We start from the raw sequence: 14,893 nt of genomic DNA on the forward strand, positions 1-14,893 counted from the left end.
CTCAGCACCACTCCATGACAACGATAAGGTCCCTGAGGTCCGGGGCTTCTTCTCCCAGCGCTTCCCTGTGCAATTCGCTGCGCACACCAATCCGGAAATCAAATCCGCAGGCCTGCGCAATCAGGCGCTCGCTCCGCATCTTCGCCACCTGGTCTTTGATCACCCGACCCTTGAGAAAGTCACTGTACGTGTCGAAGTTGTCGGTCTTGACCTCCCAGAGCGTACGTGTGGCCAATTGCAGCGCGTCGAAGTTCTTCCCATTCACGAACACATCCCATCCAGGGAAACTGTTGTTCGGAACCTTGTCGGCACAATGGTTGTGTGGGTCATTGCCGCCACGGTGATTCACCCGTTGAGGCTTGCACTCCGGGCGGCGCTCTCGCTCTCGTGGCTCGTTCGGCACCGGGGGGAACAAATCCTGCCCTGATGGCTCCAGCTTGGGCTTTCGATTCGCGGAGGCGTCGTCCTGCGAGGCCGTCTTCGCCTGGGGCCCTGGCACGACTTCGTCCGAACGACTCCCCCTCAGCTCATACCCGTCCAGCGCCTCCATGATGGCGACGCCCACCACCACCGCGCCCACTACGATGACTGCGCCCACGACAATCTCGGGCGCAGCCAGGACACAGAGACCGGTTAGCACCACGGTGCCCGCCGAGGCGACCGCGCACCTTCCCGTCGGGTCGTTGAACCGGACCCGGTCATGGTCGAGCGCATGAAAGCACCGCTCCGCCACCTCGGGCCACGGCTGGGACGCCTCACGCACAACGCACCTCCCCCCATCCGTCCACGGCAGCTTCGCCGCGCGCTGGAGGTTGGCGAGCCTTGGGTTCCGGGGCACGCGCTCACTTGGGCTCGGTGCCGACGTCGCGCAAGCCGAGAAGACGAGCAGCAACAGGAGGGCGCGGCACGTTCGGAAACGCAGGGACATGTCCTCTCGACAAGGGGGCTTCAACTCTTCGAATCCGGAGCATATCAACGCGGCGCCAGGACACGGGCCTACGCGCTCACGACTTCCGCCACGGCGGGTGCTTCCACCGGGTCGACCGACCACTACGGAACGGCCAACAGGCCGCGAGCAGTGCCAGGCCTCAAGAGGATGCGCGCCCGCCGATCTCCGGAAAGCGCTCGTAGGCCCGCAGGAGCGCGTCCAGGTGCGCGGGGTTGTTCAGGTCAAGCGGCGCGTCGGTGAGCTGCACGACCCACCCGCCCAACGCCGTGCGCCGCGCCCGCGTGAGCAGGTCGGCATCGCGAGCAGGGTCCGGGAATCCGATGGCCTGCGCGGCGGCAGCCGACCAGTAGTTCAGCCACCCGAGGTAAGCGGGGATCTCAGGCGCGCGGAGATGCTCCAAGAGCTTCAGGGGGGGCAGACCCCGACGTGGGGACGGCGGCCCTTCCAGCGTGGGGGCTGTCTGATACGCGATGTCCAGCGCAGCGTCGTCTGGCGTCGCACGCCCCCAGAACGCGCGAGCGCCCTCAGCTACGCCCTCCAGCATTGCCGCCGCTGCCGCGATAACGGCTGCGTCTAGCGGCAACTTCGCGTGAACATCGAGCAACGATTGGCCGCCTGGCGCCAGGATCGCGGGTGTTGTCAACCCGCTAATCGTCACCGGGAATCTCTCATCGCCATTGCAGACGAAAGGGAATTCCCCGCGTGACGCCGCCTCGGCGAGCCATTCATCACGATGTGGCAACGCCTCAAGCCTTCGCTTCTCCGTAACTCTCCACTCAAGGCGCAAGCCGGGCATCGCGCGTTCCAGACCATGGACCGCGGCCAGCGTGCGGTTGTCTCCCCTCTCAAGTGAGGGCGCATAGACAGTCATGATCAAGCGCTTTTGAGCGGTCATCGCTCGCATCCCGTGACGACAATCTTGAAGGAGGAATCACGAAGAAATAGCGCTTCTTTATGTGCCTGGGTGCTCACGCCAATAACGAAGTCATATCCACAGGCCCGTGCCGCCTGGCGCTCATCTCGCAATTGCGCAATCTCCGTTTCAATCTCGTGGTCCCGGATGAAGTCGCTGTATGTGTCAAATCGATGGGTCTTGATCTCCCACAGCACGCGCGCGCCGACTTGCAGCGCATCGAAGAGTACACCGCCCACGCGCACGTCCATGCCGGGGTAGCGGTTCGGCGGAAATTTGTCGGCGCACTCGTTATGCGAATCGTCTCCGCCCGCATGCGGCACCGGGACAGGCCTGCACTCCGGGCGGCGTTCGCGGTCCACGTGCTCCGGTGGCACCGGGGAGAACCAGTCCTGTCCTGATGGCTCCAGCTTGGGCTTTCGATTCGCGGAGGCGTCGTCCTGCGAGGCCGTCTTCGCCTGGGGCACGGGCACGACCTCGTCCGAACGACTCCCCCTCAGCTCATACCCGTCCAGCGCCTCCATGATGGCGCCCCCCACCACCACCGCGCCCACAACGATGACTGCGCCCACGACAATCTCGGGCGCTGCCAGGACGCAGAGACCGGTTAGAACCTATTTCGGTAGGAGCGCGTGGAACCAGGTGATGATGCCGAGCGCGAAGTGCAGCATTCCCAGGTAGGTGTCCTCGCGCTTCTCCCACCGCACCAGCAGCCGACGGAAGCGGTTCAGCCAGGAGTGCCCGCGCTCCACCATCCACCGTCGTGCTTTCTTCCGAGAATTGCTTGTCCTGGTGCGCACGCCGCGCCCGCGTCGAGGCAGGTGCAGCGTGAAGTGGAACTCTTCCGCCAGCTGGCGCACCACGTCGTAGTCATAGCCTCTGTCCACCCAGAGGTGCTGACGTGCGGATTCAGTGGGCGTGGGCCTGGCGACTGGGATGGATTCGAGCGTGGTGCGCGCCAGCTTGAAATCGTTCGTGTTGGCGCCACCGACCGCGAGGCCGAGGGGGGCGCCCCGCGAGTCCGTCAGCAGGCTCTTCTTGGTTCCTGTTTTCGCTCTGTCGGTGGGGTTGGGGCCGGTTTTTTCCCCCACCCAGCGGTGCCTTCCCCATCGCCCCATCCAATGCCAACCAACTCCAGTTGATGCGCGCCAGGCCGTCGTAGGCCAGCAGCCCCTGCCGCCAGAATTCTCGAAAGACACCGGCGGCCAGCCATTCGCGGAAGCGCCGGTAGGCGGAAGAGGGGTGGCATAGGCCGGTGGCCTGAAGGGCGCCCCACTGCATGCCTGTACGCAGCACCAGGAGGATGGCGTCCATGGCCAGCCTGTCGGGCACTCGCGGGTTGTGGCATCCCAGCGGATGAGTAGGCCGGCGGGGAAGCAACGGCTCCAGCTTCGCCCACAGCTCGTCCGGCATCCTCCAACCATCGTCCTTCTTCACCAGCCCCATACGTCTGCCCTCCTGCCGTCAGAACGCAGCAGGCTGGCCGACTTCTTCCCTACCGAAATAGGCTCTTAGCACCACGCGCGCCCGCCGATCTCCGGGAAGCGCTCATAGGCCCGCAGGAGCGCGTCCAGATGCGCGGGGTCGTTCAGGTCCAGCGGTGCGTCCGTGAGCTGCACGACCCACCCGCCCGACGCCGTGCGCCGCGCCCGCGTGAGCAGGTCGGCATCGCGAGCAGGGTCCGGGAACCCGATGGCCTGCGCGGCGGCAGCCGACCAGTAGTTCAGCCACCCGAGGTAAGCGGGGATCTCAGGCGCGCGGATCTGTTCGAGGAGCTTGAGGGCAGGCAGTCCGCGACGTGGGGACGGTGGCCCTTCCCGCGTGGGGGCTGTCTGATACGCGATGTCCAACGCAGCGTCGTCCGGCGTCGCATGCCCCCAGAACGAGCAAGCGCCCTCCGATACACGCTCCAACAACTCCCCTGCTGCCGCGATCACGAACGTGTCGAGTGGCAACTCCGCTTGGACATCGAGCAGCGGTTGACCGCCCGGGCCGAGGCGTCCCGATCTCCCCCTTCCCGAAACCGTCACGGGATAGCGCTCGTCGCCATTGCACAGGAGCGGGAGCTTTCCGCGGCGTGTTGCCTCAACAAGCCAGGCGTCGCGTTGCGGTAACTCGACGGGGCGGCCTCCTTTGCCCACTTCATACGTCAGGCACAAGCCGGGCAGTGCCTGCTCCATCCCATGGACGACAGCAAGTGTGCGGCCGTCATTGGCCACGAGCGCTGGCGCATAGACGGTCAGATCGAGGTGTCTCCGAGGGCTCATCGTTGGCACCCAGTAACGATGACGTTGAGGAATCGATTCGCTCGCAGGAGCGCGTCTTTGTGCGCTTGGGTGCTCACCCCCACGATGAAGTCGTATCCGCACGCCGCCGCCGCTTCTTGCTCTTTCTCTATTTGATCCAACTCCTGCTCAATCTCCCGCCTCCGGACGAAGTCAGTGTACGTGTCGAATTGATGGGTCTTGATCTCCCACAGCACGCGCGCGCCGACTTGCAGCGCATCGAAGAGTACACCGCCTACGCGCACGTCCATGCCGGGGTAGCGGTTCGGCGGAAATTTGTCGGCGCACTCGTTATGCGAATCGTCTCCGCCCGCATGCGGCACCGGGACAGGCCTGCACTCCGGGCGGCGTTCGCGGTCCACGTGCTCCGGTGGCACCGGGGAGAACCAGTCCTGTCCTGATGGCTCCAGCTTGGGCTTTCGATTCGCGGAGGCGTCGTCCTGCGAGGCCGTCTTCGTCTGGGGCACGGGCACGACCTCGTCCGAACGACTCCCCCTCAGCTCATACCCGTCCAGCGCCTCCATGATGGCGACCCCCACCACCACCGCGCCTACAACGATGACTGCGCCCACGACAATCTCAGGCGCAGCCAGGACACAGAGACCGGTTAGCACCACGGTGCCCGCCGAGGCGACCGCGCACCTTCCCGTCGGGTCGTTGAACCGGACCCGGTCATGGTCGAGCGCATGAAAGCACCGCTCCGCCACCTCGGGCCACGGCTGGGGCGCCTCACGCACAACGCACCTCCCCCCATCCGTCCACGGCAGCTTCGCCGCGCGCTGGAGGTTGGCGAGCCTTGGGTTCCGGGGCACGCGCTCACTCGAACTCGGTGCCGACGTCGCGCAAGCCGAGAAGACGAGCAGAAACAAGAGGGCGCGGCACGTTCGGAAACGCAGGGACATGTCTTCTCAGCAAGGGTGCCTCGACCCGTTGACTCTGGAGGATAGCCGCATGTGCGGATACCCCGGGGGCGCGCCGCGCGCTGATGACTGGAGCCAGTCCCCTGATGACTGCAGTCATCGGCTGGGGGCCCGAGTGGGACACTCCGTTCCAGTGAAATCGAGGGGTTGCGAAGTCGGAATGGCTGGCATTCGCGCTGCAATGAGGGAGAGCACGGGCGAGACGACGAACTCCTCGCCGCGGCGGTCCCCCCATCGCTTTCCTGAAACAGGTGATCCCATGGTCAAGCTCAAGCCCTCGTCCCTCTCCTCCCCGAAGCTGAACAAGAACACGCCGGACTCCGCCTCGGTCACCCCGCCGAAGAAGACGCCCGCCTCGGGTCCCACGCAGCAGGACGTGAAGTTCCGCAACCCCACGAATGCGCCCTCGCAGTCGCAGCGGCCGACGGATGGGTTCGAGGGCAAGAACCCCACGGCCGGCGGTCGGGGCACGCGCGCGCTGGATGCGCTCTCGAACGTGTCGGGCGCCGCCCTGCCCGCGATGGAGACGCTCTCGAATGTGTCGGGGGCCGCCCTGCCCGCGATGCAGGCGTTCTCGCCCATGATGGCCGGAGGACAGCCCGCGATGCAGGCGTTCTCGCCCATGATGGCCGGAGGACTGCCGTCGATGGAGCAGTTCTCTCCCATGAACGCGCCCATGCCGAGGGGCCTGCCCTCGATGGACGGGCTCCCGCAGGGTCTCGGGCTCCCCACCGCGCCGCCGATGATGACGCCGAACATGCTGGAGGGCCTGCAGGTGCCCTCGCTGCCGGGCCCCGTCGACTTCGCGCCCCGTGGGCTGCCCTCGCAGTTCCAGGACTTCGCTCCGATGCCCTCGCAGTTCCAGGACTTCGCTCCGATGCCCTCGCAGCTCCAGGACTTCGCTCCGCCGCCCTCGCTCCAGGACTTCGCTCCGCCGCCCTCGCTCCAGGCGCCCGTCAACCCCGCGCCGCGCGGGCTGCCCCCGCAGTTGAGGGACTTCGTGCCGGCCCGTGAGGCCACGCCGCGCGCCGCGCCGCAGGCCGAGCCGGAGTCCTCGGGCATCCCGAGCGCCAATGACAAGCGCCCGGCCGGGGACAAGCGCTCGGCGGCGCAGATCGTCGACGACTCGCCCGCGCTGAAGAACCTGGGCCGTCAGAAGGACATCAAGTTCGACCAGCTCTGCAAGCAGACGGGCATCGACCCCAAGCTGGACCTGAAGGACGCGAAGCAGAACCCGGACGCGGTGTTCCGCCTGGCCAAGGTGCTGGAGTTCATCGACAGCGCGAAGGCGTCGACCGGTGGGGACCGGGACAGCAAGGTGAAGAACGGCAAGGGTGACGGCAACATCGAGGGCATCACGAAGAGCGGTGATGCGCGGCACGGCACCGAGGCCGGAATGGTGAAGGACTTCGCCGAGCAGGGTTACTCGTTCCTGGGCGAGCAGAAGCTCCCGGAGACGAAGGACACGCACGTCAAGGCGGACGGGAGCAACAAGGACAACTTCCAGTGGGCCGCGGGTGAGGCGGGCAAGCACCTGTGGTTCCTGCCGGCGGTGAGCAACGTGCTGACGGGCATCGGCAACTCGGAGGGTGGCGTCAAGGGCGTCTTCGAGGGCGCGGCCAAGGGCTACGTCAACACGCTGAAGGGCGCCGCGGAGGGTGTCCTCGGGGCCGTCACGACGGGCCGAGTAAACCCGGCCTCGCTCCTGCTCGGTGGCGCGGCGGGCGCGCTGGCCAACACGGAGGCCGCTCCGCAGCCGGTGAAGGACATCGCCAGCATGCTGTGAGCTTGAATCGAAGTGGGTGACCCGAGCGGGGGATCTGCTCGGTAGAGGGGCCCTCGGAGCAACCTTGCGGCGGCAGGGAAGCTCCGAGGGCCTTTCTATTTCTGGGACCGCTATCGCCCCTGCCTCAGTTGCAGTAGGGCGGCAGGAACGGGCCGAAGGCGATGCAGGTTCGCGAGGCCTCGTCGTTGGCCGCGTTGGGGTCCATCGGGGAGCTGGCTGTCCGGCGGGCCGTGACGACGTAGAAGCGACCGCTGCCGAACTGGTGCCCGGGGATGGTGAAGAACCGGCTCTGCGTGTCCCCCGGATCGATAGCGCCGAAGCTGCAAGTGACACTTCCATCGCCCGGCGTGCACTGGCCGGGCGCGGCAACCAGCGGGGCAGGCAGCGACGCGGTGATGGTGGCAGTGTCGAGCGGATCGGGGCCGTTGTTCGTCACGTACACGTCGTAGATGACGGACCACTTGTGGTTGAAGAGGGGCCGGGCCACGAGCCGCACCGCGACGTCCGCGGCGGCGCCGGTCGTGTTGAGGAATACGACGGCGGTGTTGGCCTGCTCCTTGGCCACGACGATGTCCGGCCGGCCGTCCCCATTCCAGTCCGCGACGTCGATGTCGGAGGCCGGGCTGATGGTGGAGAGGACGATGGGCTGGGCGAAGGTGCCATCGCCCTGGTTGAGGAGCACGGTGACGTCCGGCCCGGTGACGGAAGACACGGCCACATCGAGCGTGCCGTCCAGGTTGAAGTCCGCGAGGGCAAGGTCCCTGGCGTTGACCGCGGTGCTGGACCGGATGAACGAGCCGTAGGTGTTGTCGCCCGTGCTGGGTGTGGCGGAGACGTAGTTGTTGCCCGCCACGATGAGGTCCCTGAGCCCGTCGCCAGTGGCGTCCCCCAGCGCGAGCCGGGCGGCCAGGTTGGGCGCGGTGGAGTTCACGAGCGAGGGGAATCTCCCGGTGCCATCGCCGGCCTGGATGGCCATGACGCCGGCGGCGTTCAAGCCGACGATGTCGACATGGCCGTCTCCGGTGACGTCCGCCATGGCGACGTCCAGCGTCTGGGGAGACAGGAGCACCGGCCGCTCGGTGGGGAACTGGACGCCGGGAGCGGTGACGATGAAGACAAACTGGTTCGTGGGGGAGAAGGTGATCAACTCAGGGGTCGCGGTGTTCTCGACGAGGTTGGCGACAACGAGTCCACGAAAGGCCGCTGGCTCGCTCGGGAGTTGGGCCAGGCCGGGTGTCGTGGACAGGAAGCCGCCCGCTCCGTCGCCGTAGAACACGGCGACGACGTTGCTTCCCGCGACGGCGACGTCGGGGGCGCCATCCCCGTTGAAGTCCGAGATGCCGGCGACGGAGACCGCCGTGGTGATGCTGGCCGGCAGGGGCACCGTCGTCGGGGTGGCAAGCATCCCCGTCGTGGACCCGAGCTGGATGGCGAGGGTGCGGTCGAGGGTGTTCACGATGGCGACGTCAGGGACGCCGTCCTTGTTGAAGTCGGTGGCCGCCACGTACCGGGGGCCCGAGCCCGTGGAGGACTCCACCGGGGCCGCGAAGGTGGCGGGAGTCGCGGCCCACGCGGGTGCGGAGAGGCCCAGCAGTCCGAAGGACAGCAGGGCCGGAGTGAGGTGGCGGGAGGAGCGGAGGCGCTTCGGGTTTTGGGATGACAAGGACACGTCCTGGAGCGTTGGAGTCGCCGCGAAATGGCGCGATCCAACCTGCGTCCCGCATCCCACATCGGCGCCTGTCCCGAAGCGCGAGCCGCCATGCCCTCCGGTGCGAGGCCCCTGACGGACAATCGCTAGACTTGGGGTCCCCTGCCCTGGCCGCGCTCCCCAAGGAGTCAGTCACTTGGGGAGCGCGAATCCCGCCGGGGTGGGCGGCAACCTCAGCGCGGTGTGACCTTGAGCAGCTTGCCGTTGGTGGCGTCGGTCAACAGGTAGAGGGCTCCATCGGGCCCCTGCACCACTTCGCGGATGCGCTCGGCGCGGTTCTTGAGGAGATGCTCCTCGCCCACGACGCGGTCATTGCGAACCATGAGCCGCACCAGGGCCTGGCTGACGAGCCCTCCCACGAAGATGTCATTGCGCCACTCGGGGAACAGGGTCCCCGTGTAGATGGCCATCCCCGAGGGAGCAATCACCGGGTCCCAGTAGTACACGGGCTGCTCCATGCCCGGGCCCTGGGGGCTGTCGTGGATGGGCGCGCCGCTGTACTCCTCGCCATACCCGATGGTGGGCCAGCCGTAGTCCTTGCCCGCCTCGGGCCGGTTGAGCTCGTCACCCCCCTTGGGTCCCATCTCCACCGTCCACAGCCGGTTCTGGCCGTCGAGCGCCGCCGACAGGATGTTGCGGTGGCCCACCGACCAGATCTCCGGCTTCGCGTCCTGGGTGTTCACGAACGGGTTGTCCTGGGGCACGGAGCCGTCGGGGTTGATGCGGACCACCTTGCCGAAGTGGCTCTTCACGTCCCGCGCCTGTACCCGGCCCGCGAGGATGGAGCGCTCCCCGAGCGTGACGAACAGCTTGCCGTCGGGGGTGAACACCAGCCGTCCCCCTGAGTGCAGCGTCGACTCGAGGGTGGGCATCATGCGGAAGATGACCTGCACGTTGTCCACGCGAGGCTGCGCGCCATCCACGAGCTTCGCGCGCGCCACCGCCAGCCCGTTGCCGCCCTGGCGTGGCTCGGCATAGGTCCAGTAGATGAGCTGGCTCTGCGCGTAGTCGGGACCGACCTCCACGTCGAGCAATCCTCCCTGGCCACGGGCATCCACGGCGGGCAGCCCCGTGACGGCGGGGGACTTCGCGCCCTGCGGAGTGACGATGTAGAGCGAGCCGGTGGTCTTCTCCGTCACGAGCATGCGCTGGTCGGGCAGGAAGGCGATGGCCCAGGGGTTCCTGAAGCCGGAAGCAATCTCAGTGACCTGGATGGCCGTCTGCGACTGGATGGCCGGGGCGCGTGTCTGCCCGGGGAAGGCCGGAGAGAACTCGGGCACGTTGGGCGGACCCTGCGGAACCGGGGGGCCGCTCGGCAGGACGCCCGCGTCTTCCGGCGGGACACCCGCGTCTTCCGGTGGGACACCCGCGTCTTCCGGTGGGACACCCGCGTCTTCGGGCGGGACACCCGCATCCTGCTGAGGGACGCCTGAGTCTGGGGGCGTTGGAGTGGGATCGGGGTCATCGCTGCAGCCGACGAGAAGGGCGGCGACGATGAGGGGCATCGACAGGATTCGCATGCGACTCTCTCCTGGGGGGGATGAGGGGGTGGAGAAAGTGCTGCCCTGCCTCCTGGCGCGCAAGTGTCGTGGTGTGAAGGCCGCGATTCAGCCCGCGACCGTGCGGCGCCGGGCATGCGACGGTGGAAAGTTACGCCGCTTCGCGGCCCCTGCCCTACACCTTCAACGCGGCCACCAGGTCGCCCGCGGCCAGACGGGTGACCTCCTCGGCGGAGGTGTGCAGGAAGCGCAGGGCATAACCCTCGCTTCCAGCGGCGAGCGCGGGCACATCCGTCAGCCCCGCGAAGAACGTGGGCGGGGTGCCGGGCTTGAAGCTCCTCGCGGTGGTGTCCGCCTCGATGCCGCGCAGCCTGCGCAGGAAGGCAGCGGTGTCCTCGCCCTCGGCCCGCTTCAGGACGGACACGGTGCCATCGCGGCGCCGGACGTACACCGTGCGGCTGCGCGCGGCGGCATGCAGACACGCCAGGTCCCACAGCGTGGGCCGGGCACCGGTGCCGAAATAGGCCAGGGTGTCCTTGCCCAGGTGCGCGAGGTCTCCCCGAGAGCGACGCACGCTCTGGAAGCCATCCTCGGGAGGGACCTTCACGTCCACCCAGCGAAGCTGCTTCTCGACGAGGTCGATGACGAGCGGCACCGAAATCTGCGCGCTCCCCTGCAGGTCGAAGCGCTGCTCCACCGTGCGGGCATCGAAGTGCGCGCCCCCCTCCCCGTCCCGGACCATGAAGCCGGCGAACGCGTCGTCCATCCGGTCGAACGAGACGCTGTTGAAGGAGAAGACCACGGGGATGGCATAGCGCACGCCCCGGGCGAGCAGTCGCTCGGCGTGGATGTCCAGGAACTCGGCGCCCCCCAGCGGCGCGGCGCCCGAGGTGACATCGCCCGAATGCACCGCGGCGTCATCCTCCAGCCGCAGGTTCGTGTAGTCACACAGGTCCACCAGCCACCAGTCCTTGTCGTAGAGCGCCACCGACAAGTCCAGGTCCACCCGCGTGCCCTCGGGCTCCGTCCAGTGGACGAAGAAGCGCAGACTCTTCCCCTCCGGCAGCGGCAGCAGGCTCCCGCGCGGCACCGCCACCAGCGCCCGCGACGCGGTCTTCTCCGCCATGGGCACCAGCAAATCGGAGAGCGCCTCGTCGAGCACCGCCTGCGGGAAGGACGGCAGGGCCTCCGCCCGGCGGAGCAGCTCCCGCTCCAGCGGCGCCACGAGCTGGCCAATCACATCCCCTGAAAGCAACGGGCGACGGTCCTCCATGCCCCAGGCATGGGTGGCCTCGCCCTTCGGGAAGAAGATGCGTCGGGCGAACGGCTGGTGCCGCTTTCGCAGGTGCGCCGAGGCGGCGAGCAGCAACGCGGGCGAGGCCCGGGGCAGCACGGCCTGGAGCGTCGCGAGCAGCTCCGGCTCGAGCGGCGCGGAGCCCGAGCGCGCCACCGCGAGCCGGCTCACATGGTCCAACCTGCGCAAGAGCTCACCAGGCCGCTGCCGCAGGAGCCGCAGCGCGCCCGGAAGCTCCTTCGCGCGCAACGCCGCTTCGACCCGTGAGGTCCACGAGCGGAACTCCACGAGGACGCCACCGTCGACTTCCCGCGACTGGAAGGACTCCGGATGTTCGCGGGCGACTCCCAGCAACGTCGCGCCGAACGGCGTCCCCGGGGAGAGCACCGTCCCGCGCAGGACGCAGAACGCGAGCGCGACCTGGGGGTGGCGCTGCCAGTCCTCGAAGACGTGCAGCAGCCCGCCGAAGGCCTTCCACAGGCCCGGGTTCCGGCCGATGTCCTCGGTGAGGTTGAGCAGGGAGAAGCCCTCCATCATCCGGAGGACGGCCCGTCGCACCGGGCGCGGAGGACTCTTCAGGGGAACCTTGACGGAGAGGTCGGGGTTGCCACCCGCCCACGCCACCAGCACGCGGAGCACGTCCGTGGCGGTCTTCACGTGGGCGGCGGCGCCGGCCAGCACGTCTCCCACCGTCCGAGAGTCCCGGAGCAGGAGCCCCACGACGAGCGCCAGGGTCTCCTTCACCGGGATGCGCGGCGGCAGCCAGCCCAGCACGCGCGTGCCGAAGGAGGACACGAGCCGCTTCAAGATCTCCAGGTCGCGCGGGTTGAGCACGGTGGACCGGGACACCAGTCGCCGCAGCAGCCCGCTCGCCGTGGCCTCGGGGTCCGTGCCCAACGACAACCGCGTCAGTCGGTACCCGCGCAGGACATAGGGGCCCTGGGAGACACCGTTGAGTCGCCTGGGCTGCAGGAAGGGATCCGTGGGCGACAGTCGGCCATGGCAGATGGGACAGGCGCTGTAGTCCTGCCCGTCGAAGCAGTTCTGGCAGACCAGATGGGCGCACGGCGACAGCGCGCGCACCGTGCCCTGTGCGCCGCAGTGGATGCACGGCTGGTCGATGCCCTGGAACAGCCACCCCAGCATTCGCTGCACGAACAACTCGTGCGTGTCGCGCGGGACGCTCTGGGGGAAGCCGCGGAACAGCGGGACGAAGGGGCGGTCCTGCCCCACGGTCGCCGCGCAGTTCTCGTAGAGGAAGTGACCGGACGCGGCCAGGGCCTCGGTGGGGAGCGCGAGCAGCGCCTCCCGGAGGTTGCCCGCGAGCACATAGCCCACGCCCACGAGGTCCGCCTCCAGGGCGACCAGGGCCTCCTCGCGCTCCTTCCGATTACCGCTGGGAGACAGGCCCGAGGGAGGAAAGACAAGCCCCGTGGTCCAGAGCAACAGCGCGGCGGAATCGCTCGTCAGCTCGAGCGAAGGGGCGCCCATGATGACTCCCTGTGAGAGGGGAAAAGCGGGGCGGAGAGCGGATGAGCTACCTCGTAGGAGTGAGAAGGAAGCACACCCAAAGCCGCCCCGCGGGGAACCCTACCAGGGCCCCAGGAGTGCCGCCAAGGAGGAGGCTTCGCTCACTTCGAGCCCGGGAGGGCGGACAGCGCGGCGCGCACCGCGTCCACCGCGTACTGGGAGAACTCCCGCTGCATCCTGGGCAGCCGCTCCGCCTCCGCGAGCGCCGTCTCCAGGTCCTTGCGCGCCTCGTCCACGCGGCCCGCCCGCTCCAACGTCCGCGCGCGACTCAGCCACACCGCCAACCGTCGGCCGCCCTGGGCCCGCTTCAGCGCGCGGTCCGTCGCGGCGAGGGCCTCGTCATGGCGGCCGAGCTCCCGGAGGTTCGCGGCCACCCGCGTGCTGGCGGAGAAGTCGTCTGGGAGTTCGCGTTCTGTCTGTACGAAGAGCTCCAGGGTGTCCGCCAGGTGCCCGCTCGACTCCGCGGCGCTGTAGAGCTGCGAGTCCCATGCCGCCCTGCCCCGCGCAGTGGTCTCCCCGGCGCGGTACGCGAGCACCTTCGCGTAGTACTGCGCGGAGAGCTTCCGGGCGCCCTCCTTGTCGCCCCGCGCCAGGAGCAGGTCCGCCATGGAGTCGTAGAGCCAGGTCTGGCTCTTCGTGCCGTGCTTCTGGGCCTGCTCGAAGGCCTTCTCGACGTGGACCTCCAGCGCCTTCATGGCCGGCGCGGCCCAGGGCTTGGGCTCGTTGGCGTAGCTCGCGCACGAGTAGCCGGTGCTCGCCGCGCCCGCTCGCCCCGCCTCGTCGAGGATTGGGACTGTCCTCACCGCGTACTCCGCGCAGGCCTGGAAGGCCTCGGCGTTCCACAGCGCATTGAGCGCGGCCTCCACCGCCCGGGTGCGACGGCTCCACTCCCTGGGGCCCTGCTCCACCGCCTCCTGATACTTCCGCGCCGCCAGCTCGTGCTCCCTCCGGGAATGGGCGCGGTCGCCCTCGAGCAGCAGCAGCTCCGGCCCCGACACCTGGGCGCTCAGCGCGCGCCGGGCATCGTCGAGCAGCGCCAGGACGTCCTCCAATCCCGCGCCTCCCATCCAGCGCAGCGCGGGCGTCTCCGTCTCGGAGTCGAGCACCAGCAGCGTGGGCAGGTTGTCCACCGGGAAGCGCTCGAGGAGCGGCTCATTGATGGGGTCATCCACGTCCACCGCGAGCAGGACATAGTCCTGCGCCTTCGCGATGAAGCCGGGCGCGGCGAAGACCTGGGCCTCCATGGTCCGACATGGCGGACACCACACCGCGCCGAAGTCGATGAAGAGCGGCTTGCGCTCGGCGCGGGCCTGGGCGAGCGCCGCCGCGTAGTCGTTCCGGATGAACGCCGCGTGCTCGGAGGGACGTGCTTTCGTGGTGGCACAGCCCACGAGGACCAGGAGGCAGACAGGGAGGAGCCACTTCATGGGAAGCGACTCTACGGCCGCCGCTCGCGACAGGGGGGCTTGGCGAGGTAAGCTTCCTTCTTCCCGGAGGTAGCCCCATGCCCGTCAATACCGGTGTGAACAAGATGTCCGTGGTGACCAAGGACAGCGGCGGCGTCACCTCGGCCTTCCCGGACGTGTGCAAGACGCCCAGCCCCGCGGGGCCAGTGCCCATTCCATACCCCAACATCGCCCAGTCCTCCGACACCGACAAAGGCACCAAGAAGGTGACCGTGGCCGGCAACCCGGTGTGCGTGAAGGACTCCAACTTCAAGACAAGCACCGGCGACGAGGCAGGGACGGCCGGCGGCGGCGTGGCCTCCAGCAAGACCAAGGGCAAGGCCGAGTTCGTCAACTTCTCCTTCGACGTGAAGTTCGAGGGCAAGAACGTGGCGCGCGCGTTCGACCTGATGCTCCACAACGACAAGAACACGCCCCCCTTCCCCGTCATGCAGGGGCCCGTCATGGAAATGGGCGGCAGCACGGAAAAGCCCATCTGCACCACCTGCGAGGAGCACTTCGACGAGTAGCCCCTCGCGAAGCCAACTCCTCACCTGCAGGCTG

12 protein-coding genes are annotated in these 14,893 nt (G+C 68.2%); 2 read left to right on the top strand and 10 right to left on the bottom strand.

The features are described from left to right. Position 1: 1 nt before the first annotated feature. The 6 genes from ACN469_RS06935 to ACN469_RS06960 form a co-directional block, all read right to left on the bottom strand. Positions 2-928: a DUF6310 domain-containing protein gene (locus ACN469_RS06935; RefSeq protein WP_498765373.1), complete on the bottom strand. Its 927-nt coding sequence runs from the start codon at positions 926-928 to the stop codon at positions 2-4. A gap of 160 nt (positions 929-1,088) precedes the next feature. Further along, on the bottom strand, positions 1,089-1,844 hold the full coding sequence (locus ACN469_RS06940) for a DUF5953 family protein (protein WP_498765375.1): 756 nt from the start codon (positions 1,842-1,844) through the stop codon (positions 1,089-1,091). Beyond that, positions 1,841-2,434, bottom strand: a complete 594-nt coding sequence (locus ACN469_RS06945) for a DUF6310 domain-containing protein (RefSeq protein WP_498765377.1) — start codon at positions 2,432-2,434, stop codon at positions 1,841-1,843. Before ACN469_RS06945 ends, ACN469_RS06940 begins: the two co-directional genes overlap by 4 nt. A gap of 42 nt (positions 2,435-2,476) precedes the next feature. Continuing rightward, positions 2,477-3,275, bottom strand: a protein-coding gene (locus ACN469_RS06950; protein WP_498765451.1) for an IS5 family transposase whose coding sequence is annotated in 2 segments (ribosomal slippage) — positions 2,477-2,950 and positions 2,952-3,275 — 798 coding nt in all. Because the reading frame shifts where the segments join, the coding sequence is not laid out codon by codon here. Positions 3,276-3,373: 98 nt separating this feature from the next. Next, positions 3,374-4,129: a DUF5953 family protein gene (locus ACN469_RS06955; protein WP_498765379.1), complete on the bottom strand. Its 756-nt coding sequence runs from the start codon at positions 4,127-4,129 to the stop codon at positions 3,374-3,376. After that, positions 4,126-5,049 (bottom strand): DUF6310 domain-containing protein, encoded by a 924-nt coding sequence (locus ACN469_RS06960; RefSeq protein ID WP_498765381.1) that lies wholly within the window; start codon positions 5,047-5,049, stop codon positions 4,126-4,128. Before ACN469_RS06960 ends, ACN469_RS06955 begins: the two co-directional genes overlap by 4 nt. 277 nt (positions 5,050-5,326) lie before the next feature. On the opposite strand from ACN469_RS06960, the gene ACN469_RS06965 reads away from it, so the two are divergent. Beyond that, positions 5,327-6,853: a hypothetical protein gene (locus ACN469_RS06965; protein WP_498765383.1), complete on the top strand. Its 1,527-nt coding sequence runs from the start codon at positions 5,327-5,329 to the stop codon at positions 6,851-6,853. 124 nt (positions 6,854-6,977) lie between these two features. On the opposite strand, the gene ACN469_RS06970 is transcribed toward ACN469_RS06965, so the two are convergent. From ACN469_RS06970 to ACN469_RS06985, 4 genes are all read right to left on the bottom strand, one after another. Then, the gene (locus ACN469_RS06970; protein ID WP_498765385.1) at positions 6,978-8,516 is read right to left on the bottom strand and encodes an FG-GAP-like repeat-containing protein; all 1,539 of its coding nucleotides are present in this window, start codon (positions 8,514-8,516) and stop codon (positions 6,978-6,980) included. A 218-nt stretch (positions 8,517-8,734) separates the two neighbouring features. Then, positions 8,735-10,081 (bottom strand): PQQ-dependent sugar dehydrogenase, encoded by a 1,347-nt coding sequence (locus tag ACN469_RS06975; RefSeq protein WP_498765387.1) that lies wholly within the window; start codon positions 10,079-10,081, stop codon positions 8,735-8,737. Between the two features lie 154 nt (positions 10,082-10,235). After that, the gene (locus ACN469_RS06980) at positions 10,236-12,845 is read right to left on the bottom strand and encodes an MXAN_6230/SCO0854 family RING domain-containing protein (RefSeq protein ID WP_498765389.1); all 2,610 of its coding nucleotides are present in this window, start codon (positions 12,843-12,845) and stop codon (positions 10,236-10,238) included. A 140-nt stretch (positions 12,846-12,985) separates the two neighbouring features. Further along, positions 12,986-14,311, bottom strand: a complete 1,326-nt coding sequence (locus tag ACN469_RS06985; protein WP_498765391.1) for a thioredoxin family protein — start codon at positions 14,309-14,311, stop codon at positions 12,986-12,988. 77 nt (positions 14,312-14,388) lie between these two features. Between ACN469_RS06985 and ACN469_RS06990 the strand changes: the two genes are divergently transcribed. Further along, complete coding sequence (locus ACN469_RS06990; protein WP_498765393.1) at positions 14,389-14,859, top strand: DUF4150 domain-containing protein; 471 nt, start codon at positions 14,389-14,391, stop codon at positions 14,857-14,859. Positions 14,860-14,893: the final 34 nt, after the last annotated feature.

Source organism: Corallococcus terminator (assembly GCF_049194865.1).
Classification (GTDB): domain Bacteria; phylum Myxococcota; class Myxococcia; order Myxococcales; family Myxococcaceae; genus Myxococcus; species Myxococcus terminator_A.

Bases quoted from the DNA above. Each gene is read 5' to 3' on its own strand.
- ACN469_RS06985 (WP_498765391.1), bottom strand. From the start codon at position 14,311: ATGAAGTGGCTCCTCCCTGTCTGCCTCCTGGTCCTCGTGGGCTGTGCC.
- ACN469_RS06940 (WP_498765375.1), bottom strand. From the start codon at position 1,844: ATGACCGCTCAAAAGCGCTTGATCATGACTGTCTATGCGCCCTCACTT.
- ACN469_RS06965 (WP_498765383.1), top strand. From the start codon at position 5,327: ATGGTCAAGCTCAAGCCCTCGTCCCTCTCCTCCCCGAAGCTGAACAAG.
- ACN469_RS06960 (WP_498765381.1), bottom strand. From the start codon at position 5,049: ATGTCCCTGCGTTTCCGAACGTGCCGCGCCCTCTTGTTTCTGCTCGTC.
- ACN469_RS06955 (WP_498765379.1), bottom strand. From the start codon at position 4,129: ATGAGCCCTCGGAGACACCTCGATCTGACCGTCTATGCGCCAGCGCTC.
- ACN469_RS06990 (WP_498765393.1), top strand. From the start codon at position 14,389: ATGCCCGTCAATACCGGTGTGAACAAGATGTCCGTGGTGACCAAGGAC.
- ACN469_RS06935 (WP_498765373.1), bottom strand. From the start codon at position 928: ATGTCCCTGCGTTTCCGAACGTGCCGCGCCCTCCTGTTGCTGCTCGTC.
- ACN469_RS06975 (WP_498765387.1), bottom strand. From the start codon at position 10,081: ATGCGAATCCTGTCGATGCCCCTCATCGTCGCCGCCCTTCTCGTCGGC.
- ACN469_RS06980 (WP_498765389.1), bottom strand. From the start codon at position 12,845: ATGGGCGCCCCTTCGCTCGAGCTGACGAGCGATTCCGCCGCGCTGTTG.